At 37.7% G+C, this 21,320-nt stretch carries 15 protein-coding genes and 1 rRNA gene; 7 read left to right on the forward strand and 9 right to left on the reverse strand.

Features of this window, described 5'->3' with window-relative positions; all coding sequences use genetic code 11:
* The first annotated feature begins 47 nt into the window (after window positions 1-47).
* Entirely contained in the window at window positions 48-2,531 is a 2,484-nt protein-coding gene (gene feoB, locus DXD68_RS16880) for a ferrous iron transport protein B (RefSeq protein WP_122362688.1), read from the forward strand.
* 234 nt (window positions 2,532-2,765) lie between these two features.
* On the opposite strand, the gene DXD68_RS16890 is transcribed toward feoB, so the two are convergent.
* From DXD68_RS16890 to DXD68_RS16900, 3 genes are all read right to left on the reverse strand, one after another.
* Window positions 2,766-3,998: an O-antigen ligase domain-containing protein gene (locus DXD68_RS16890; protein WP_122362690.1), complete on the reverse strand. Its 1,233-nt coding sequence runs from the start codon at window positions 3,996-3,998 to the stop codon at window positions 2,766-2,768.
* 176 nt (window positions 3,999-4,174) lie between these two features.
* Window positions 4,175-4,969, reverse strand: a complete 795-nt coding sequence (locus DXD68_RS16895) for a WecB/TagA/CpsF family glycosyltransferase (protein ID WP_122362691.1) — start codon at window positions 4,967-4,969, stop codon at window positions 4,175-4,177.
* 27 nt (window positions 4,970-4,996) lie between these two features.
* The gene (locus tag DXD68_RS16900; RefSeq protein ID WP_122362692.1) at window positions 4,997-5,971 is read right to left on the reverse strand and encodes an acyltransferase family protein; all 975 of its coding nucleotides are present in this window, start codon (window positions 5,969-5,971) and stop codon (window positions 4,997-4,999) included.
* A 371-nt stretch (window positions 5,972-6,342) separates the two neighbouring features.
* Between DXD68_RS16900 and DXD68_RS16905 the strand changes: the two genes are divergently transcribed.
* The 4 genes from DXD68_RS16905 to DXD68_RS16920 are packed head-to-tail and all read left to right on the forward strand — an operon-like array spanning window position 6,343 to window position 11,210.
* Window positions 6,343-7,497, forward strand: coding sequence for a Coenzyme F420 hydrogenase/dehydrogenase, beta subunit C-terminal domain (locus DXD68_RS16905; protein ID WP_122362693.1), 1,155 nt, complete (start codon window positions 6,343-6,345; stop codon window positions 7,495-7,497).
* A complete protein-coding gene (locus tag DXD68_RS16910; RefSeq protein ID WP_122362694.1) occupies window positions 7,481-9,010 on the forward strand; it encodes an oligosaccharide flippase family protein in 1,530 nt (509 codons plus the stop codon). The genes DXD68_RS16905 and DXD68_RS16910 overlap by 17 nt, the downstream gene beginning before the upstream one ends.
* A gap of 10 nt (window positions 9,011-9,020) precedes the next feature.
* Entirely contained in the window at window positions 9,021-10,010 is a 990-nt protein-coding gene (locus DXD68_RS16915; protein ID WP_122362695.1) for a glycosyltransferase, read from the forward strand.
* Window positions 10,011-10,070: 60 nt separating this feature from the next.
* Window positions 10,071-11,210, forward strand: coding sequence for a polysaccharide pyruvyl transferase family protein (locus tag DXD68_RS16920; RefSeq protein ID WP_122362696.1), 1,140 nt, complete (start codon window positions 10,071-10,073; stop codon window positions 11,208-11,210).
* On the opposite strand, the gene DXD68_RS16925 is transcribed toward DXD68_RS16920, so the two are convergent.
* Genes DXD68_RS16925 through DXD68_RS16940 form a run of 4 tightly spaced genes read right to left on the reverse strand, consistent with a single transcriptional unit; the run spans window position 11,202 to window position 15,674 of the window.
* Window positions 11,202-12,242, reverse strand: coding sequence for a glycosyltransferase (locus tag DXD68_RS16925; RefSeq protein ID WP_158585903.1), 1,041 nt, complete (start codon window positions 12,240-12,242; stop codon window positions 11,202-11,204). The genes DXD68_RS16920 and DXD68_RS16925 overlap by 9 nt on opposite strands.
* A gap of 8 nt (window positions 12,243-12,250) precedes the next feature.
* Window positions 12,251-13,243, reverse strand: a complete 993-nt coding sequence (locus DXD68_RS16930; RefSeq protein WP_122362698.1) for a glycosyltransferase family 2 protein — start codon at window positions 13,241-13,243, stop codon at window positions 12,251-12,253.
* Window positions 13,240-14,850, reverse strand: coding sequence for a GumC family protein (locus tag DXD68_RS16935; protein WP_122362699.1), 1,611 nt, complete (start codon window positions 14,848-14,850; stop codon window positions 13,240-13,242). The genes DXD68_RS16930 and DXD68_RS16935 overlap by 4 nt, the downstream gene beginning before the upstream one ends.
* An 8-nt stretch (window positions 14,851-14,858) precedes the next feature.
* Window positions 14,859-15,674 carry a polysaccharide biosynthesis/export family protein gene (locus DXD68_RS16940; RefSeq protein ID WP_122362700.1) on the reverse strand — a complete coding sequence of 272 codons (816 nt, stop codon included), beginning with the start codon at window positions 15,672-15,674 and terminating at the stop codon, window positions 14,859-14,861.
* Between the two features lie 190 nt (window positions 15,675-15,864).
* Between DXD68_RS16940 and DXD68_RS16945 the strand changes: the two genes are divergently transcribed.
* Window positions 15,865-16,719: a S1 RNA-binding domain-containing protein gene (locus DXD68_RS16945; RefSeq protein ID WP_122362701.1), complete on the forward strand. Its 855-nt coding sequence runs from the start codon at window positions 15,865-15,867 to the stop codon at window positions 16,717-16,719.
* A 118-nt stretch (window positions 16,720-16,837) separates the two neighbouring features.
* Here DXD68_RS16945 and lepA read toward each other — a convergent pair whose 3' ends face one another.
* Window positions 16,838-18,625 (reverse strand): translation elongation factor 4, encoded by a 1,788-nt coding sequence (lepA, locus tag DXD68_RS16950; RefSeq protein WP_122362702.1) that lies wholly within the window; start codon window positions 18,623-18,625, stop codon window positions 16,838-16,840.
* Window positions 18,626-18,709: 84 nt separating this feature from the next.
* Between lepA and DXD68_RS16955 the strand changes: the two genes are divergently transcribed.
* Window positions 18,710-20,878 carry a tetratricopeptide repeat protein gene (locus DXD68_RS16955; RefSeq protein ID WP_122362703.1) on the forward strand — a complete coding sequence of 723 codons (2,169 nt, stop codon included), beginning with the start codon at window positions 18,710-18,712 and terminating at the stop codon, window positions 20,876-20,878.
* Between the two features lie 200 nt (window positions 20,879-21,078).
* On the opposite strand, the gene rrf is transcribed toward DXD68_RS16955, so the two are convergent.
* A 5S ribosomal RNA gene (gene rrf, locus DXD68_RS16960) occupies window positions 21,079-21,189 on the reverse strand.
* Window positions 21,190-21,320: the final 131 nt, after the last annotated feature.

Raw genomic sequence — 21,320 nt, forward strand, 5'->3', positions numbered from 1 at the left:
GGTTATGCAACCATTAAAATATACCTTTGCGGAAGATTTTTGAAAAAATGAGATTATCAGAGCTTCATACCGGCGAGAAAGGTGTTATTGTTAAGGTAATGGGACGCGGAGCTTTCCGCAAACGCATTATCGAGATGGGATTTATCAGGGGAAAAGAGGTGGACGTTATACAAAATGCGCCACTTAAAGATCCTATTCATTATCGTGTAATGGGATACGATGTCTCCTTACGGCGAAATGACGCGGCGATGATCGAAGTGGTCAGCTCTGCCGAATATGCTAAAGCACAAATGTCCCAACCAGACGAAACCCGTTCCGCGGACTCCTATATACAGCCTTCTACCGAAGATTTACAGGCAATCGCCATACATCGGGGAAAAACGATTAACGTTGCCTTGGTCGGAAATCCGAATTGCGGGAAAACATCCCTGTTCAACTTCGCCTCCGGTGCCCATGAACATGTGGGGAACTATAGCGGGGTAACCGTCGATGCCAAAGAAGGTACTTTCCAACAAGATGGCTATACGTTCCGCATTGTCGATCTGCCCGGAACTTATTCACTCTCGGCTTATACTCCGGAGGAACTTTACGTACGTAAGCATATCAGCGAAGAACAGCCGGATGTCGTGATCAATGTGGTCGATGCATCCAACCTGGAACGAAATCTGTATCTGACCTGCCAGCTTATCGACATGGATATCCGGTCCGTAATAGCATTAAACATGTATGACGAACTGGAGCGGTCCGGCAATAAATTTGATTATAAGTCTCTTTCGCAAATGATCGGTACTCCGATCGTCCCGACTATCAGCCGGACTGGTTTTGGTATTGAAGATCTTTTCCAGCGGGTCATAAAAGTATATGAAGAAGAAGATCCCGTTATTCGTCATATCCATATAAATTACGGAGAGGTTCTTGAAAAAGGAATTAAAAATGTCCGCAGTGCCATCAAAGAAAATGGTAATGTAGCCAAAAGCTTATCCAAACGTTACCTGTCCATCAAGCTGCTGGAAGGAGATCCTGAAATAGAGAAATTTATCCGGACATTACCGGGTTCTGACACTATCCTGGAAGAACGCGACCGTAATGTCGTCAAAATAGAAGAATTATTACTGGAAGATTCTGAAACCGCATTTACGAATGCCCGTTATGGGTTTATCTCCGGTGCTTTGCGGGAGACCTATGAACAGAATAAAATAAAAGAAGCTACCAGTACTCAGATCATAGATTTATTCGTGACACATAAGGTGTTGGGATTTCCCATATTCATCCTTTTCATGTGGATCATGTTCGAGACGACATTCCGTTTGGGAGCATATCCTATGGAATGGATCGAAGAACTGGTCGGCTGGATAGGGAACTTCGTACGGGGGAATATGAGTGAAGGACCGCTGAAAGATTTGCTGGTTGACGGTATTATCGGTGGAGTCGGCGGCGTTATCGTCTTCCTCCCCAATATCCTGATATTATATCTGTTCATCTCCTTCATGGAAGACTCCGGATATATGGCACGTGCAGCCTTTATCATGGATAAGATCATGCATAAAATGGGACTTCACGGTAAATCATTTATCCCTTTGGTGATGGGATTCGGTTGTAATGTGCCGGCCATTATGGCATCGCGTACAATCGAAAGCCGTAATAGCCGGATGATCACGATGCTGATCAATCCGTTGATGAGCTGTAGTGCGCGTTTGCCGGTATACGTTTTACTGGCAGGTGCATTTTTCCCCAATAATGCCAGTTTCATTCTCCTGTCGTTATACGTTTGCGGTATCCTGCTGGCGGTTGTAATGGCAAGGTTATTCAAGCGTTTCCTGTTTAATGAAGAAGATGTTCCCTTTGTGATGGAGCTTCCCCCCTACCGCATGCCTACGGCTAAGTCGATCATGATCCATATGTGGGAAAAAGCCAAGCAGTATCTTCACAAAATGGGAGGTGTCATCCTGGTTGCTTCCATTATCATTTGGTTCCTGGGCTATTTCCCCCGTCATAATGAAATGGGAGATGCATTCGACCAGCAAATAGCAGAAGTTGAAAATGCAGAACTGGATTCTAAAGAAAAAACGGAAACAATTGCAGAGCTGGAACGGTTAAAGAATATGGAGCATCAAAAGAACTCCTATATCGGTACGATAGGACAAACAATCCAGCCGGTTCTTCATCCGTTAGGATTCGATTGGAAAATGAGTGTCAGCCTATTGACCGGTATGGCAGCCAAAGAGGTTGTTGTCAGCACGCTAAGTGTACTATATACCGGTGAAGAAGAAGACAGCCAGGCTTTGTCCGAACGTATAAAACAGGATTTGGATGAAGAAGGTAATCCGGTATTTACCCCTCTGATAGCTTTGAGCCTGATGCTGTTTGTTCTCATCTACTTCCCGTGCATCGCAACCATTTCAGCAATTGTGAATGAGTCGGGATCATGGAAGTGGGGTATATTCGTTATCGTATATACATGCGTTTTAGCATGGATCGTTTCGTTTGTGGTTTATCAGACGGGGAGTTTGATTATTAATTTGATAAATTAGGAGGTATTCTTATGTGGCAAAATATAGCTATAGGCATAATAGCCCTGCTAACCATAATATACATTGGAAGGAAAATATACAATCTATTCACAAGAAGCAAACATGCTCCTTCAGCATGCCAGGGATGCTGCGGATGCTCCTTAAGTAAAGAAAAAAATAAAACATGTGTGTAACACGAAAAGATTATGAATAAGATTCTGTTTTGGTAATACAGAATCTTATTCATGCTATATACTAATTTATCGGCACTTTAGCTGGATCATTCGGACCTTCAACAGATGTATTCTTATCTTCTGACATTATCAAACCGAGAAACATCATCATAAACAACCCTCTACTACTAGTTAAGGTAGCATCTGCGACATTTTCTATCGCCAGAAATCCAATAATAAGCAAGGACATAACCACTAGTCGCGTACTATTCTTTTTTTGAAAATATCGAAATGCCTTTCTCAATATATAGATCCAAAACAAAACATACAAGAAAACCCCGACTACACCAAACTGAGCTAATGAAGGATAGAACGTATCCGTAATAAACTTATTATAACTTTTACTTAACCCCCAAATTCCATCAATACTATACTCTGAATAGATAGGAGAATAATCCACACTTGACGCATGTGTAGCAAAGCTTGCCAAGCCACTGCCGAAAGGCATATAATCTTCAAAAATGGAAATCGAAGTAGCATAAAGAGCCAACCGGGCCATTTCATCTTTTTCTTCCTCTCCTGTTATCCCTTGCACAAAATAAACATCAATCTTCTGCCAAGCAACTACAAGAACCAAAGCCAGTGTGCAAATAAAAATAATCATATTCTTCATGTTCAATTTCAGCTTTTCAGGAGAACTAAAATAGAATACAAGAATCACAGAGCAGGCCCAAAAACCATAAAATTTAGACCGTCCGGATAAAAAGCCTAATGACAACATCAATATAAATACCACTTTATCCTTTAAAGTATAGTCACTACAATAGAGATAAATCAATGATGTGGCGATAACAGCTCCTGCAAAAACGGCCTGATGACCAATTGCATATACCAACATATCCTGAATAAACAGACTAGGAAAGCCTATCACACACAAAACTACCCACAATAGACAAGCAGTATCTTTCAATAATTTTTTTTGTACTTTGGTAAAAGTCGGACTTAACTGATATACACAGAAAAAGGCCAAATAGGGTTTCAATTGAATAATGAAATCCATCACCATACTCTTAGGCGTGTTACTTTTTATGTAGAAAGAGTACCCTAAATAAAAAAGAAAAACCAATAGAGTATACACAAACACTTTATTTATACGCCATTCAGTTCTAGATAGATAAAAAGCGTACATTGCTACCAACAAAACAGCACACAACTCATCTATAAAATCTAATTTCAACTTTACATAAAAAATCGTCCCAAATATCCAAGTTATTAAAAACAACTCAAAAAAATGCTTATTTATAAAATTCTGCATATATGTTTATAAAAGATTTATTCTATATTATTTCTAAATAGCGGGTAAATATACACAAAAACTTTTTCTTTTTACAGGAGGCTTTGAAATTTCAAAGCAACTTATTCAAGTAGAGATTTTCCAAATAGAAACGTCCCTTCTCCCCTTTTTCCATGCTACAATATTCCATAACAAAATCAATCTTTATTTCGGGTAAAGATATCGTCACTTATAGACTTATCAAACGGATCTTTATAGATATGTAGCAGTTGTTTTCCAAAATAATAAAAGAACAGCATGTCATCTACAAAATAACGCTTAAACAAACGCCTGGGTTCTTTCAGAAAACGATAGAACCATTCTAATCCTATTTTTTGCAGGAACACAGGAGAGCGTTTTAATGTTTTTGCTTCAAAATCAATCGTCGCCCCTAATCCCATAAACAACTCTATCTCGGGTAAATAACTTCTATATTTTGCAATCCATAGTTCCTGTTTAGGAGCTCCCACACCAACCAACAAAACATTGGCACCCGACTCACGTATAATATCTACAATTTGATGACATTCTTCTTCATCCTTCTCAAAACCAAAGGAAGGCGAATGCGCTCCCACTACAATCTCTCTTCCAAGACTGTTATTTATCTCTTCCTTTGCTTTTAATGCCACCCCTTCAGCTGCTCCCAATAAAAAGATTTTACAATTGGGGTCATTTTTATGATACTGGTAAAATGCCGTAAAAAAACTACTACCAGGAATAGCTTGAGGCAATGAAGACTTTAATAATTTAGACATCAAATACAAAATTTTACTGTCACATATCACCCAGTCCGCTCGTTGATAAGCATCGTAAAACGCTTTATTTTTTTGCAATTTGACCAAATGATCGATGTTCGGAGTTATCAAAACACCTTTTTTCAATCGGGGCAATAAATCGTCTTGCGTTATAGACAATATATCTACATTCAATATTCTTACAATCTTTTTTTCCATTTCAAGAGATTTTGCAAACCGTCCAAATCAATACAATTTAAATACAGCCTTCCAGTCATAGTCCTTCTCATTGAATGTCTGCAGAAATATCCGCGAAAGGCATTTACATAAAAATGCCGCCAATAAGACAATGATTACCATTAATGGAAGATTCAATGGGAAAATAGAATTCATCTTTGTTGTGAAAACACTGTACTGTATGAGATAAGACTCAAGGCACAATCCCGAAACAGTCATAATGACTACATGCCATTTACTGTTATTGTATATCTTGTTCCAAAAACCGGCATTACACCATTTATAAAAATAAAATACGATTCCCAATAGAGGAAATAATGTCAAAACCTGAAAAGGAGCAACAACCGGATATATCTTCGCTCCTAACTGGATACCATAAAACAAAATCAAACAAATCACGAGCAATAACATATCGGTTACAGGCTTAAAATTCAAGGATGAGCGTTTTAGCCCTAGATATGCCCCCAGCATCATATAGCCAAAGTAGGGTATCCAACGAAAAAGTGTAGCAATACCATAAATTCCCCGTTCACCCAAATCAGACTTATAAGGATAAAACAAAACATAAACCACAAGAGAAATCACAAATGTCAACACTAATATAGACGGTACCCAACTCTTCAGATACTTGTTAATTCCATAAATTAAAATATAATAAGCCATTATAGCCAAAATAAACTCACCGCCTCCCATTGTCAAAACACTCAGTGTTCCATTCATTTGAAACAAGCACCCTATCAAAGCACAAACAAATACGGATGGATAAATTCTATTAATCCTTCGCTTATACCAATTATCAAACCTTAATTGCCTGCTACTCAGCAACAAGGTATAGCCGGAACAAAAAAGGAACAATGCATCTCCGATTGCCCCTCCCGTTGCTAACATCTTAAATTTGGGATACAAATCATCCATATGGCTGTTTATAATCAAGAAAACAGCAAAAAACTTCAACAGATCAACACTTATATCTCGTTGTTTCATTATAATTCAGTCTTTCTTTTGAGCTTAAGACAACTAAAACTTGTTTCAAATTAGTTTAAAATGGCTACTATACAACATTTATTTCTCCTAAATTTGTGCAAGATATAAAAAAGCACATTACTGCACAAGAAAGAAAACAAATAAATAGCAAACCACTTTTTAATTAAAAACGTAAACTACTGTCTTTATATTGTATGGAACAGGTACGTATATTAATATAGCACACAGAAGTTCTCATTCATACATTAAGCGATAAAACGTATTTTCCGATAAAACAAACCAATCCCCTCCAATTCTATCTGAAAGCTAAATTGCAAGAACCAACTATTTTCCGTAATTTTGTAAATAATAGAAGCAGTAACACAAAAAGCATGAGTGTCTCTAAAAAAAACAAAGATATTAGTTGTGTCAAGCATCAATGTACCGGATGCGAAGCTTGTTTCAATATATGCCCCAAACAATGTATCTACAAAAGAAAAGGAGAATTAGGACATATATATCCTGAGATCGACTATAATAAATGCATCCAATGTGGTCTTTGTTTTCAAATATGTCCCGCTGTTCAAACTGTCAATTTTCACTATCCGTTAAAAGCATATGCAGCCTGGAGCAAAGACGAAAATGATTATAAGACAAGTACATCCGGAGGTGCTGCTTCTGTTTTTTCACAAGCAATCATTCAGGAAGGAGGTATTGTTTACGGTTGTACGGCAGATGGATTAAATATTCATCATATCCGGGTGACCGATCACGAAAAACTTCCTTTATTAAAGGGCTCTAAATATGTTCAAAGTCAAATAGGAGATTGCTATAAACTCGTTCAGAAAGATTTGAAAAGCGACCAAAAAGTGCTATTCATCGGCACTCCCTGTCAATGTGCCGGATTAAAATCCTTTTTGAGAAAAGAGTACGAGCAACTCATAACTGTTGATTTAATCTGTCACGGAGTTCCTCCTATTTCAATTCTTGAACAACACGCAGAAAATAAATTACATTGTCCAAAAAATGAAGTAGAAACCGTTCGCTTCAGAGAAGGAACAGAATGTATACTAACTTTGGCTAGCAAGAATAATAAATATATCAATAACTTATGGAAACAACGTTATGAAGATGCTTATTACAATGCCTTTATGGACGGCTTTACCTATCGGGACAGCTGTTATCAATGTAAATTTGCTCAAATCAACCGTTGTACAGATATTACGATTGGGGATTTTTGGGGATTAGGGGAAAAAACGCCATTCACTGTTTCACATCCATTCGGCGTCTCAGTGCTATTGCCTTGTACGAAAAAAGGCATGAATTTCATCAACAGCTTAAATAATTCTCTTTTTTTGTTTGAAAGAGGCATTAAAGAACCAGAAGAAGGAAATGATCAGCTACGTAATCCCAAAAGAAAAACTATTCGGATTAGAATATTTCGTTGCTTATCTCGTTTATTCTCATTAGAGAGTAGTTTCAGATTAGCGAATATAGATCATCTTATAAAAAAACACATTAAAAAGATATATGTTATCTTCAGATAATAAACGTATTGCTAAAAATGCGGGTATGCTCTATGTAAGAATGCTCTTTTTACTTCTTACAACGTTATATACATCAAGAGTCATATTAGCGTCTTTAGGTATTGTGGATTATGGAATACAAAATGTTGTTGCTGGAATAATAACAATGTTTTCTTTTCTCAATGCCTCTATGTCCACAGCAACCCAACGTTACCTAAGTTTCACTTTAGGGACTGGCGATAGGGAAGAGTTAAAACGCATTTTCAGTACCTCATTCATAATACATTGTTGCATAGCAATATTCCTTTTAACAATAGCAGAGTCTGTTGGTGTCTGGTTTGTAAACAATAAACTTAATGTGCCTCTTGATCGCTTAACTGCAGCCAACTGGATTTTTCAGTTCAGCATGTTATCAATGGCTCTAACAATCATACAAGTACCTTTCAACGCACTGCTTATAGCACATGAAAAGATGAATATTTATGCTTACATGTCTATTTTTGATGTTCTGACTAAATTATTTATCGCCTATACAATTTCATGGTTTAATGGAGACCGGCTTATTTTATACGGTTTCCTTCTGTTGATTCAGACCAGTATTTCTACCAGCATTTATATATTCTATTGCTCCAATCACTTCGAAGAATGTCGTATTCGTTTTTATTGGTATAAAAGCCTATTCAGACAAATCATGTCTTTTGCAGGATGGAATTTATTCGGCAGTGTTGCCTGGATCATCAAAAATCAGGGAAGCAACGTTGTATTGAACTTGTTTTTCGGACCTGTCGTAAATGCGGCATATGGCATTGCATTCCAGGTAACCAATGCTATAAAAAATTTTGTCGGTAACGTTCAGATGGCTTTCAATCCTCAAATCACAAAAAAGTATGCAGAAAATAAACAAGAAAAAATGATCAGACTGATTTTACAGAGCTCCAAATATTCATTTTTCTTACTGCTATTCTTATCGCTACCTGTTCTTTTTCAAACAAATTTCATCTTACATCTATGGCTGGTACAAGTACCTGACTATACAGTCATTTTCACTCAACTGGTTATCATAGAAGCATTAATGGATTCACTATCAGGACCTATGATCACTGGACTAATGGCGACCGGAAAAATTAAATTTTACCAAATTGTCGTAGGATCATTACTGATCATTCCTTTAGGTATTTCCATCCTGCTTTTAAAACAGGGATTCGGTGCCACTACTGTACTTTGGGTTTCCATATTCTTCACTTGTATATCCATAGGAGTCCGTACATGGTTTGGAAAATTACTCTTTTCCTTCCCGATCAAACCTTTTTTAAGACTAGTTATTCTTCGAATAATATATGTTACTATACCGGCGGGAATAATCACTTACATTGTAACTTTATCCAATCAGTCGCCATGGTTGTTATTCATATCAACAGGTCTATGTAGTTCTATTTCCATTTTACTATTTATCTATCTTGTGGGATTAGAAAAAGAAGAGCGTTTGCTTGTTATCTCTTTAGTAAAAAAAATTATTACAAAAATCAAACACTAAAGTAGTATTTATGAAAGTTTTGTTAGTAACCAATATGTACCCTACTCCTGAAACTCCTTATTACGGTATTTTTGTAAAGGAGCAAATGGAAGCAATATGTAAAGTCCATAAAGAGGTATCCTACACTGTTTTTTTCATTGATGGAAGAAAATCCCAAAAGGAATATTTAAAATCTATCTTTGCAATCCATAAGCTAATCAATAAAAATGAATTTGACCTTATTCATGTACACTATGGTTTATCCGGTCTGTTTTTACTGAAAAAATTAAAGAAGAATATTCCGGTTGTTATTACTTTACATGGTGGTGATATTCAGATAGAACAAGGTAAAAAGATTCAGGTCTTTCTTACAAAACTTATTTTAAAGAAAGCGGATTGGGCCATTACATTGAATAACAAAATGGATACCATTGTAAAACAATACATGCCATTCACTAAAATCATACCATGCTCCGTAGATATTAATACTTTTACACCTGCAGAAAAGCGAACTATAGAAAATACGAAAAGAATTATTTTCCCTAGTGATCGTTCTAGAGTGGTAAAAAATTATCCTTTATTCAAAAACGTTGTAGAAATACTAAAATCCAAATATAAAATTCAATGCTCAACCGTTGAAATAAAAAACATGTCCAGATCAGAGGTTTCTACTTTATATAGTACTTCCGATCTTATGATTATGACTTCCATATCAGAGGGATCACCTCAGGTGATCAAAGAAGCCATGGCTTGTAACCTGCCTGTTGTTTCAACGAATGTAGGAGATGTTGCCAACTTATTAAAAGGGGTGAAAAATTCTGCTGTATCAAAGTCAATGGATGCCGACATGCTGTCAGAATTAGCATACCAGGCATTAAACAACAAAATTGAAGGAATAGACGGCAGAGACAAAATCAAACAAATGAAATTAGATGATGATTCAATAGGAGAAAGCCTGTTCGATATATACAATCGCCTGATTCCTCCCTCTCAAGCCGTAAAAAACAATAAGTCTCTGTAAAACAAGGCATTTGTTTTATTTGCGTTTTATTAATAACTTTGCTATAAAAAATAAGCATTCATGAATAAAAAAGTTGGAATCATTACTTTTCATGCATCTCATAACTTTGGCTCCATGCTACAGGCATATGCATTACAACAAGTAATATTACATATGGGATTCGATTGTAAGATCATTAATTTTAGAACCAAAAAACAAAGTGATTTTTATACCCCTCGCTTCATGAAGCAAGAAGGAATAAAAAGATTTCTTAAACACATATTGACCTTAGGATATATCAAGCAAAGTTATTTGCAATATGAAATATTCGAACGTTTTCTATCTGAGCATTTAATTCTGACAGACCGGACATACACAACACTTGATGAATTAGAACAAGATGCCGAACTTGATTTCGATTACTTTATCTCAGGCAGTGACCAGATTTGGAATATCTCTTGTATCGATTTCGACTGGGCCTATTTCTTGCCTTTTGTAAAAAAGGGAAAGCGTATCGCTTATGCTCCAAGTATGGGACGACGGGTTTTAAGTGAAATGGGCAATTCATCCGACAGTCAAATAAACGCCTGCCTAAAACAATATGACAGCATTAGCGTCAGAGAAAAAATGACTGCCCAAAAGATATGTGACATATCAGGATATACACCCGATGTTGTTGTAGATCCAACTCTACTTTATCCTAAAAATGAATGGATAAAGTTGGCGGGCGATACACCTCTCCTTAAAAAGGATTATTTGTTGCTATACATGCCGGCCTTTGATAAAAAGACATTTAATCTTGCCAAAAAATATGCAGAGAGTAAACAATTGCCAGTAATCCTGACCCTCTTACCCAATCATTCTAAATGGGGTGTCCTTGAAGTTTATGGGAAAGCGGAATTCCACTGCGTCACAGGACCGTTGGAATTTTTAAACCTATGCAAATATGCAAAGGTTATTATTGGTAATTCTTTTCATGCTGTCATATTTTCTATGATATTCGGACGGCCCTTCTATGCTGTAGACGGAGTTAAGGATGATCGTATTTCCAATTTATTGCAAAAAGCTGATATTTTAAATGAGCATAATTTGGATGAAGAAAACCTTCAAACATTACAGCAAATGCCTATTCCTGAAAGATGCAATTACGAAGAAGTATTTTCATCCCTATTTCGAGAAATAGACACAAGTCTTTCTTTTTTGAAAGATGCTCTAAAATAAAGAAAGGTATTTTTCTCCAAAGATTTTTATCTTAAGCAAACAGTAAATTGTTTTATATGCCTTTCTCTTCAGTAACGAGAAAAACAGATAATGTTTACGGCATAACCGATGTATCGGATACGAATCTAATAACTGATGAACCTCGTCATTGGCTGATATTGTTTTCAGAACGTCCAGGGCATTATTCTTATTATACCTAACTTCATATGAAATAGCACTTAATGTCACATCTAAAAGTAAGTAATCCAAACGGATTTTCATATCTTCCAAAGAAGTTGACGCCACCATCCCGACAGAAACTTTCCACAACTTCAATACAGCTTCAAATCGCCCTTTTCTATACGTAGTTGTCAGCGAGTTGTCATTCAGGCAATAATTATATAATAAATCCGGTATAATGACAATCTTCCGGCATAAAGGAATAAGTGACAAATGAAATATCAAATCCTCAGAAATTAAATCCCTTTCAGAGCAGAAGCGGATTCCCCCCTCAGTGAAAAGAGTACTCTTATAAATGCCATGCCATACGGAATAATTATGACGATACGAATATTCGCTATCAGGATCGATACCGATCATTCCTCTCAACACATTATAGCAATCAGGAACTTCCATCACCATTTTCTGATTGACATCCTTATGTTCTGACACACAAATATTATTCCGAACGCTCTTATAACCACACATAACATAATCAGCATTCTCTTCAAGGGCGACTTTCAATAATATTTCAAAAGCTGTTACACTCACAAAATCATCCGAATCAACAAAAGCGATATAATCTCCTGTAGCAATCTCCAACCCGGAATTACGAGCAAAACCTAAGCCTGCATTTTGCTTATGTATGACCTTTACCCTACTGTCTTCTTTTGCATACTGATCACACATCGTAGGAGAATTATCGGGTGAGCCATCATCCACCATAATAATCTCAATGTCTTTCAATGTCTGATTTAACAAAGAATGCATACACCGATCCAAGTATTTCTCAACTTTATAAATCGGTAAAATCACACTAACTCTAGGCTTCATACTCTTACTCATTTTACAATTGACAATAATTTCTTTGCGATAAAGATCATATGAGGCATCCTTTTTTTTACAAAAAAATGAAGAATTGATTCTTTTGCTGAACAAACCACAATCTCTTTATCTGCAAATTCCTCTATACAGTCCTTGACAGCCCGTATACGACCCCGATTCTGAGACAGAGCAATATCCAAACTGACACGACAATAATTATACATCAATCGTCCTTCTATAAAATGCCGTTCTTTTTCACACATTTCAATAGAAGACAACAGTTCAGTCATTTTTCTTTGCCGTAATTGCAATATTTCTTTATAATTTGCAGGAATCGTATTACTCAAAGTTTGTCTTCCCTCCTTTTCATAATAGACATATTTATAGGGAGTCTGCGCCAAAGAGACAAAAGAAGATGCATACTTACAACAATCCAAAAAGAACAAAGAATCTTCATGCAAAGAAAACCTCTCATCAAACTTTAATGAATGTGCGACAACAATATCTCTCCGAACCACAGTTGCAATCACATATCCCAACAAATCAATTCTAAACAATGCATATAATATATCGGCCAACTTGGTCATATCATTTTCAGACATTTCAAACGGAGGCACGAACTTTCGGATAGAATGACCATCAGGAGTAACCTGGTCCAACCCAAAGAGAATTACATCAAATACACCGAGATAGGGTTGTATCACCGAAAAAAAATCATCCTGTATCCAATCGTCAGAGTCAATAAATACCAAATACTCTCCTATCGCTTCCTTAAGTCCCTTGTTTCTCGCACTGGAAACCCCTCCGTTTTTCTGATGAAAGACACGAATCCGCTCATCCTTTCGAGCATATTCATCACAAATAATGCCACTCCTGTCCTGGGATCCGTCATCAACCAACAGCAATTCAAAATCTTGAAAAGACTGCCTTAATATGCTATCCAGGCATACAGGCAATACTGTCTCAACATTATAAACCGGAACAATTATAGAGATTAACGGAACCTTCATTTACTATGACTCAGCCTCTTATATTCATTCCACAGCACAAAAATCTGCTCTTTGGTAAAAAGATAAACCGCAGGAATAACCAATGTAAATATAAAAACAAACAAAGCTGCATACAGCATTCTTGGTGCTACCTTTTTTTGTTTCACATAGGCCATTTCCACAACCCGAGCCCTTTCTTTGCTATCTCCTATCGAATGGATAAAATCCTCCTTTTTCTGCAATAAGATCAGATAAAGAGCCTGATATATCTCCTGCTGACGCCTAAAATCAACATATTCCCTTTCTAACGTAGGGACCACTCCCATCTTATCCAAAAGCACCTTTTCTTTTCCCTTTAAATCACCTAAAGTCAAAGCCAGGCTCTTTTTGGCATTTTCAATTGAAAGAAATACGCTTTCACGTAATTGGTCCACCTGTAAATTGATCTGTCCTATCAAAGGATTTTCGGTCTTTGTACTTTGCATTAACTTAATACGTTCCAACAAAGCCTCATTATAAGTCGTCACCGGATTAGATGTATTCTCACCTGTCCCTGAAGCCAAAGTGATAGGTACCAGATTATATTTATTTCCCGGATCTTTAATATAATCATCCAACAAATCTATCAGATGTCCTTGTGCTTCCAGTTCGATGATTTTCACCTGCAACTCTTTCATTTGCTCGGCATAAAACAAGACATCGGATTCAATGCTTGTCATTTTATTCTGTAACTTATATTGTTCAATTTTGTACTCAACGCGCGACAATTCATCCTCTATCACCTTCAACCTTTCATCTAAAAAGCGGATACTCTTTCCACTTTCTGTCTTTTTCACTGAATCTTCCTGATTGTTATAAAACTCTACCAAGGTTGACAATAAATCGACCCCGCGTTTCTTTTCATAATCTGTACATGAGATTTCCAACACATTACTATTCTTTGAAAACTCTTCGAATACCATTGACTCGGAAAGATCTTCTGCCACTGCAATTGCCGGAGATATGGACAAATCCATAGATAAAGGCTTAACCACGCCTTTTCGGTAAGATAAGACAAATGTACCTTCTTCCGTTTTAATTATAGCAGGCAAAGAAGCAAACTTAAATGTATTCTTACTTACTTCCGATTCAGTCTTTACTTTTACAGAACCAGACTTGTCTATGTCAACGCTGATATCAACGGTATATTCTTGATTCTCTAAAGTTTCGGAATCTGCTGATAAAAGCAAAGGAATATCTTCATACATTTGATATTTATACGCATACGGCTTATAATAAGAGACATTCATACCCAGTTTTAAAACCACTTCCTTCAGTAAGGATGTGGATGACAATTTAACCCTCTCATCATCCAGGCTAAAACCAGTCCCGCTGATTCCTCCCAAACCAAACGATTTCATCAGCCCTGAAGCATCCCCTATATTAAGTCCGGCTCCAGTAGTACCTTTATCCTCCAGCAACTGGACTTTTGTCATCATCTCGTATGTTTTAGGAGTAAGAAACAAGTATAGAAAAGCAATCAGCACCGAACACCCCCCTATTGAAAAAATCAATTTCCAATGAAGCAGATAATTGACAATGATATTCTTCAAACTAATAGTTTCATTATCGTGTTGAATAGATTCCATATATGCAATTATTTTCTATTTAAATTAACAATCGTGATTACCATACTCGTTATGATTGAAACAGAGCTTATTACAGAGGTCAAAAGAGACATTGTAAAAGAACGGTCTGAACTTGTTCTTGAACGTTGTTTTATTCTTATCGGCTCTACATAGACTATATCGTTTTGTTTCAAATAAAAACATGGCGACGCAAATATTCCCGGATCAGTTATATCCATCCGATAAGTTTCTTTCACACCGTTATTATCACGAATCACCAATATATTTTTTCGGTTTGCAGATAATTGTAAATCACCTGCCATACCAATTGCATCCAAAATTGAAACCCTGTCATTCTTTATAGCCAATGTACCCGGACGGGAAACATCCCCCATCATAGTAATCTTAAAATTAAGCAACTGCACGTTCACTAAAGGATTCTCGACATACTTGGATATCATCTCCTCCAATTTCCCCGCAACTTCCTGCCGTGTCAATCCTGCCACATGTACTTTACCTAATACCGGGAAATTAATATTACCGTCCTGATCGACCAAATATGTATATAAGTTCTGAGAAGAAGCTATAGGTTGTTCCCCCTGAGGAACTACAGAATAAGCAAAAACGGGAGGATTGAAAGGAGTCACAGCTGCCGGATCCCATGCCGTAACGTTGATTGATAATAAATCATCATTTGATATTTTTGTTGTATAAGTTTGGCTCATTTCTATAAGTTGCTCCGGTGTCAACTCATCAATACCCTGAAAATAAACAACATCCTGTGGTGCCTTACATGCACACATAAATCCGAACAAACAAACAAATAACCAATATTTCAATTTCATGCTGTTATATAAATATTTCTAAAATTAAAACTGCAAAGATATAACTTTTATAGTGACCAACCAGCAAAAGCGCCATTATAAAAATGTTTACTTTTATAACGATGCAAATTTTGATATATTGCTGCATCAAAACAAAAAAAATAGGATATTATGTCATTTTCGAGTACTTTTGTATCAAAAGAAAAAGATTATGCTTGAAATAGGAAAGTACAACACGCTTAAGATAGTAAAAGACCTGGATTTTGGAGTTTATCTGGATGGCGGCAATGGGAAAGAGATATTGCTGCCGGCTCGTTACGTTCCCAAAAACGTGAAACCGGGAGATGAAGTGGAAGTTTTTATCTATCATGATAATGAAGGCAGACTTATTGCTACTACAGCCCATCCTTTGGCTACCGTTGGCGAGTTTAAGTTTATGGAAGTCAAATCGGTAAATAATACGGGAGCATTTTTGGAATGGGGTTTAATGAAAGACCTGCTTGTCCCTTTCAAAGAACAAAAAATGCCGATGCGCGAAGGAAAATGGTATCTGGTTTATGTTCATATCGACCATATTACAGGACGTATCGTCGCTTCCGCACGTATTGACAAGTACCTGGACAATGTCATGCCTGACTATACTCCCAACCAGGAAGTCAATTTGCTGGTTGCCGATGAAACAGATATCGGCTACAAAGTCATTATAAATAATCTGCATTGGGGATTATTGTACTACAACGAAGTCTTCCGCCGTCTGGAAAAAGGAGAAGAACTGAAAGGCTATATCAAAGAAGTCAGGGAAGATGAAAAGATAGATGTCAGCCTGACACCATTGGGATATCAAAAAATAGATGGACTGGCAGGAGTGATCCTCGAATCTTTGAAAAGCCAGGGAGGATTTATCGCCGTACACGACAAAAGTGATCCGGAAGTCATTCAGTCACTTTTTCAATGCAGTAAGAAAAGCTTTAAGCAAGCTATAGGTGCGCTTTACAAACAGCATCTCATTACATTGGAAGATGGTGGCATTAGTTTAGCTAAAAATCAAGACCAAACAGCTGAATAGCACAATATCGAATTACATATCAACAATTTAAAGGTGACGTCGAATTGAGTTTACGATGTCACCTTCTATAGATTGATTTTTAATAGCTTCGATATATACACCTTTAAAGACGCAATTTTTAATCTAACTTTAATACAGCCAGGAATGCCTTCTGCGGAACTTCCACTGTTCCGATCTGTTTCATTCGCTTCTTACCTTCCTTCTGTTTTTCCAACAGTTTACGTTTACGCGAAATATCACCACCGTAACATTTGGCAGTTACATCTTTACGAACCGCCTTAATAGTTTCACGGGCGATGATCTTCGCACCGATCGCAGCCTGAATAGCAATATCGAACTGCTGGCGAGGTATCAGTTCTTTCAGTTTCTCACACATACGACGCCCGAATGTTACACTGTTATCCACATGCGTCAAAGTAGACAAAGCATCTACCGGTTCACCGTTCAATAGAATATCCAGTTTTACCAGTTTACTCGGACGGAAATCATGAATATGGTAGTCGAAAGATGCATATCCTTTGGAGATACTTTTCAGCTTATCGTAAAAGTCAATCACAATTTCACCCAAAGGCATATCGTAATGGATCTCTACACGATCACCTGAAATATATTCCTGTTTCAGCAAAATACCACGTTTACCCAGACAAAGTGTCATGATCGGACCGATAAAAGTCGTATTGGTTATGACAGATGCGCGGATGTACGGTTCGTCAATATGATCGATCAGAGTCGGTTCTGGCAAACCGCTCGGATTATGAACTTCCAGGCAATTTCCCTTTTTATCATATACTTTATACGAAACGTTAGGCACTGTTGTAATCACATCCATATTGAACTCGCGATCCAGACGTTCCTGAACGATCTCCATATGCAACAATCCGAGGAAGCCACAACGGAAACCAAATCCCAAAGCTGCCGAACTTTCCGGCTGGAATGTCAGAGACGCGTCGTTCAATTGCAACTTTTCCAACGAAGCACGCAAATTCTCAAAATCCTCGCTGTCAATCGGATAAACGCCTGCAAAAACCATTGGCTTCACTTCCTCAAAACCAGCAATGGCCTCTTTAGCTGGACGCGCTACATGCGTGATGGTATCCCCTACCCGTACTTCACGGGAAGTCTTAATACCGGAAATAATATATCCCACATCACCGGTCCGGATCTCACTACGCGGAGACATTTCCAGTTTCAATACGCCGACTTCATCTGCATCATATTCTTTTCCTGTCGCGATGAATTTCACATGATCACCTTTACGGATCACACCGTTCACGACTTTAAAATAGGCTATAATACCGCGGAATGAGTTAAAGACAGAGTCAAAGATAAGACATTGAAGCGGTCCTTCCGGATCACCCTTAGGAGCCGGAACCTTTTCTATGATCGCATCCAGTATCTCATAAACCCCTTCGCCGGTTTTTCCGCTTGCCCGGATAATATCTTCACGTGGACAGCCCAACAGTTCGACGATCTGGTCTTCCACTTCATCCGGCATCGCACTGGGAAGGTCGATCTTATTCATTACCGGAATAATCTCCAGGTCATTTTCGATCGCCATATACAGGTTGGATATAGTCTGTGCCTGGATTCCCTGGGCAGCATCGATAATAAGCAAAGCTCCTTCACAGGCTGCAATAGAACGGGAAACCTCATACGAAAAGTCCACATGTCCCGGAGTATCAATCAAATTCAGGATATATTCTTCACCTTTATAAGTATATTTCATCTGAATGGCATGACTCTTGATCGTAATGCCTCGTTCACGCTCCAGATCCATGTCGTCGAGGACCTGCGCTTGTAAGTCTTTCCCTTCGACAGTCTTGGTATATTCAAGCAACCGGTCTGCCAAAGTACTCTTACCATGGTCAATATGAGCAATAATACAGAAATTGCGGATATTCTTCATGTGCTAATTTATTTTAGGTGTGCAAAGATAGGAATTTTAGGTCAAAAACTATACTTTTGGCATACCATTTGTTGTTAATATTATATGACACTACAAGAAATAAATAAAGCATACAACCGTATAATCGGTTCATTAGATAGCAAGGAATTAAAGAATGCTTTTGATTCCATTCAGGCTCTCATATCCGGAAGTCGCGAATTATCGTTCCAGGATAAACTGAATGAATTGCAGGATACCTATAAATATATGTTACGTTATCGTATCGAAGGAGCTAAAGATCCGATGCAGGAGCAAATATATAACAAGATACAAACATCTTCGTACGAACTGGTCGACCGAATCAGGCACAAAGCACTGGCCGTCGAATCTCCTCTAGCCTTTTACAGCCGGCGCAGAAGTCTGAAGGTTCAACCGAATGTGACGTTCGAGAACTTGCATCTCCAGCTCAGCAAACATTATGCTACAGGCAACAATGCTGAATACGATGCCATACTGATGGTCCTGTTCAACAAAATATGGGTATCCGATCCTTTTACGGTCGAAGAAGCTTTTGTAATAAAGAATATCCTTTTCGATAACGAACTTCCGTTCACAACCGGTTGCCAAATCGTTTCATCATTGATGCTCGGACTTCAGGCGGCTTTCGATCTAGAAAAGCTCATGTTGCTGTTCGACGCTGCCGGTCATGAAAATGAAGAAATTAAAGTACGTGCATTAATTTCAATCCTGCTGACATTATATGTCTACAGAAAAAGGACGGCACTCTATCCGCAAATAATCAACAGACTGGATGCCCTTTCAGAGACTCCGGGCTTCACAAAAGCCATACGAACGATCACTTTGCGTTTCATCCTGGCCCGTGAAACAGAGAAGATCACTCGGAAACTACAGAACGAGATCATTCCTGAGATGATGAAGTTAAGTCCGAAGATCAGTAATAAAATAAATCTGAAAGATATTACACCGGAACAGTTGGGAGAAGAAATGAATCCTGAATGGGAAAATATATTCGCCGACAGTTCACTGGGAAAAAAGATGGAAGAATTCAGCGAACTGCAGCAAGAAGGTGCCGATGTGATGCACTCCACATTCGTTCATTTGAAAAGCTTCCCATTTTTCCGCGAATTAAGTAACTGGCTATTGCCTTTCACCACCGAACATTCATCGTTTGGTGACCGTTTCAATCAAAATAATGGGGAAAAACAGATGTTGGATTCCATGACTCTTGCTGCATTCATGTGTAATTCCGACAAATATTCATTATATTTCAGCATGATGCAACTGCCTGAAGAAGCTAAGAAAATGATGATGAATCAATTTGACAGCCAGGCTTCTGAAATGATCCAGCAGAATAAGGAAGAACTGATCAGCAAACGGGGAAAACTGGAAACTATTACTGGACAGTATATACAGGACTTATACCGTTTCTTCAAAATATATCCGGGTCATTTGGACTTCAACGACATTTTCACAATGCCTTTGGACTTCCACAATTTAAGTATCTTGCGTCCGTATATTTCCGATGAAGAAAGTTTAAGCAGTATTGCTGAATACTATCTGCGTAAAAATTATTTCAGCGATGCTTTGACTATATTCAACCAGCTTGCTGAAACAAATCAGGAAAGTGATATTCTTTTCCAGAAGATAGGCTACTGCAAGCAGATGAATGATGACTTACAAGGGGCTTTGGAAGCCTACCTGCGAGCCGATCTTCTAAATCCAGGAAGCAAATGGGTTATCCGACGGATAGCCGGTTGTTATCGTTCTCTAAAAGAACCGGAAGAAGCATTAAAATATTATCGCAGATACGAAAAACTGAATCCCGACAATTTGTCAATTACGATTAGTATAGGACATTGTTATTTGGAACTCAGAAACTACAGTGAAGCATTAAAATGTTTTTATAAAGTCGACTATCTAGATAGTAACAATAAAGCATGGCGCCCTATCGCATGGTGCTCATTCCTGACCGGTAAATATGACCAGGCACGCAACTACTATAAAAAGATACTGGCCAACCAACCCAATACACAAGACCTGTTAAACGCAGGCCATACGGAATGGGCATTGCAAAACATAAAGGGAGCCATAGAGTTCTATAGGCAAGCTGTAGAAAAAGAAAACAGGGACTTCTATAAATTCCAGGAAGAGTTTAATCAAGATATTCCGGATTTGATTGTAGCCGGCATAGAAGATACTGAAATATCTTTGATGATGGATCAATTAAGATATGTATTAAGCGACTCTTTATAACATTCACTATAAACGGAAAAGTCCTATTCATTAAAGCATGAACAGGACTTTTTTATTAAAATTCGAATTGATATAATCGATAACCCGATTGATCTGTTTCGTATGGTCCTGTTGTTAGGAATACACATTTACATATAAAACAAAAAAGGAATCCACTCTTTCGAATGAACTCCTTTTGTCTTTCAGCTTTCGCCTGAATAAAACGGCGGCTATCTACTCTCCCACTTTTACGCAGTACCATCGACGTGGTTGGGCTTAACTTCTCTGTTCGGAATGGGAAGAGGTGGATCCCCAACGCTATAACCACCTTAATTTCCTTTAAGATGTTTGACTTTGGACAACGTTACTCTAAGAGTAACCAGAGAGCGAATCAATAATTGTCAATTCTCAATTGTCAATTCTCAATTCTTCAGATATATCAACCCTTTCTCCGGAAAAAGAA

This window comes from Parabacteroides sp. TM07-1AC (assembly GCF_003480915.1).
GTDB lineage: Bacteria > Bacteroidota > Bacteroidia > Bacteroidales > Tannerellaceae > Parabacteroides > Parabacteroides chongii.

What these genes read in the sequence shown, in the direction of transcription:
- feoB (WP_122362688.1), top strand. Translation starts at nt 48, where the DNA reads ATGAGATTATCAGAGCTTCATACCGGCGAGAAAGGTGTTATTGTTAAG.
- DXD68_RS16890 (WP_122362690.1), bottom strand. Translation starts at nt 3,998, where the DNA reads ATGCAGAATTTTATAAATAAGCATTTTTTTGAGTTGTTTTTAATAACT.
- DXD68_RS16895 (WP_122362691.1), bottom strand. Translation starts at nt 4,969, where the DNA reads ATGGAAAAAAAGATTGTAAGAATATTGAATGTAGATATATTGTCTATA.
- DXD68_RS16900 (WP_122362692.1), bottom strand. Translation starts at nt 5,971, where the DNA reads ATGAAACAACGAGATATAAGTGTTGATCTGTTGAAGTTTTTTGCTGTT.
- DXD68_RS16905 (WP_122362693.1), top strand. Translation starts at nt 6,343, where the DNA reads ATGAGTGTCTCTAAAAAAAACAAAGATATTAGTTGTGTCAAGCATCAA.
- DXD68_RS16910 (WP_122362694.1), top strand. Translation starts at nt 7,481, where the DNA reads ATGTTATCTTCAGATAATAAACGTATTGCTAAAAATGCGGGTATGCTC.
- DXD68_RS16915 (WP_122362695.1), top strand. Translation starts at nt 9,021, where the DNA reads ATGAAAGTTTTGTTAGTAACCAATATGTACCCTACTCCTGAAACTCCT.
- DXD68_RS16920 (WP_122362696.1), top strand. Translation starts at nt 10,071, where the DNA reads ATGAATAAAAAAGTTGGAATCATTACTTTTCATGCATCTCATAACTTT.
- DXD68_RS16925 (WP_158585903.1), bottom strand. Translation starts at nt 12,242, where the DNA reads ATGAAGCCTAGAGTTAGTGTGATTTTACCGATTTATAAAGTTGAGAAA.
- DXD68_RS16930 (WP_122362698.1), bottom strand. Translation starts at nt 13,243, where the DNA reads ATGAAGGTTCCGTTAATCTCTATAATTGTTCCGGTTTATAATGTTGAG.
- DXD68_RS16935 (WP_122362699.1), bottom strand. Translation starts at nt 14,850, where the DNA reads ATGGAATCTATTCAACACGATAATGAAACTATTAGTTTGAAGAATATC.
- DXD68_RS16940 (WP_122362700.1), bottom strand. Translation starts at nt 15,674, where the DNA reads ATGAAATTGAAATATTGGTTATTTGTTTGTTTGTTCGGATTTATGTGT.
- DXD68_RS16945 (WP_122362701.1), top strand. Translation starts at nt 15,865, where the DNA reads ATGCTTGAAATAGGAAAGTACAACACGCTTAAGATAGTAAAAGACCTG.
- lepA (WP_122362702.1), bottom strand. Translation starts at nt 18,625, where the DNA reads ATGAAGAATATCCGCAATTTCTGTATTATTGCTCATATTGACCATGGT.
- DXD68_RS16955 (WP_122362703.1), top strand. Translation starts at nt 18,710, where the DNA reads ATGACACTACAAGAAATAAATAAAGCATACAACCGTATAATCGGTTCA.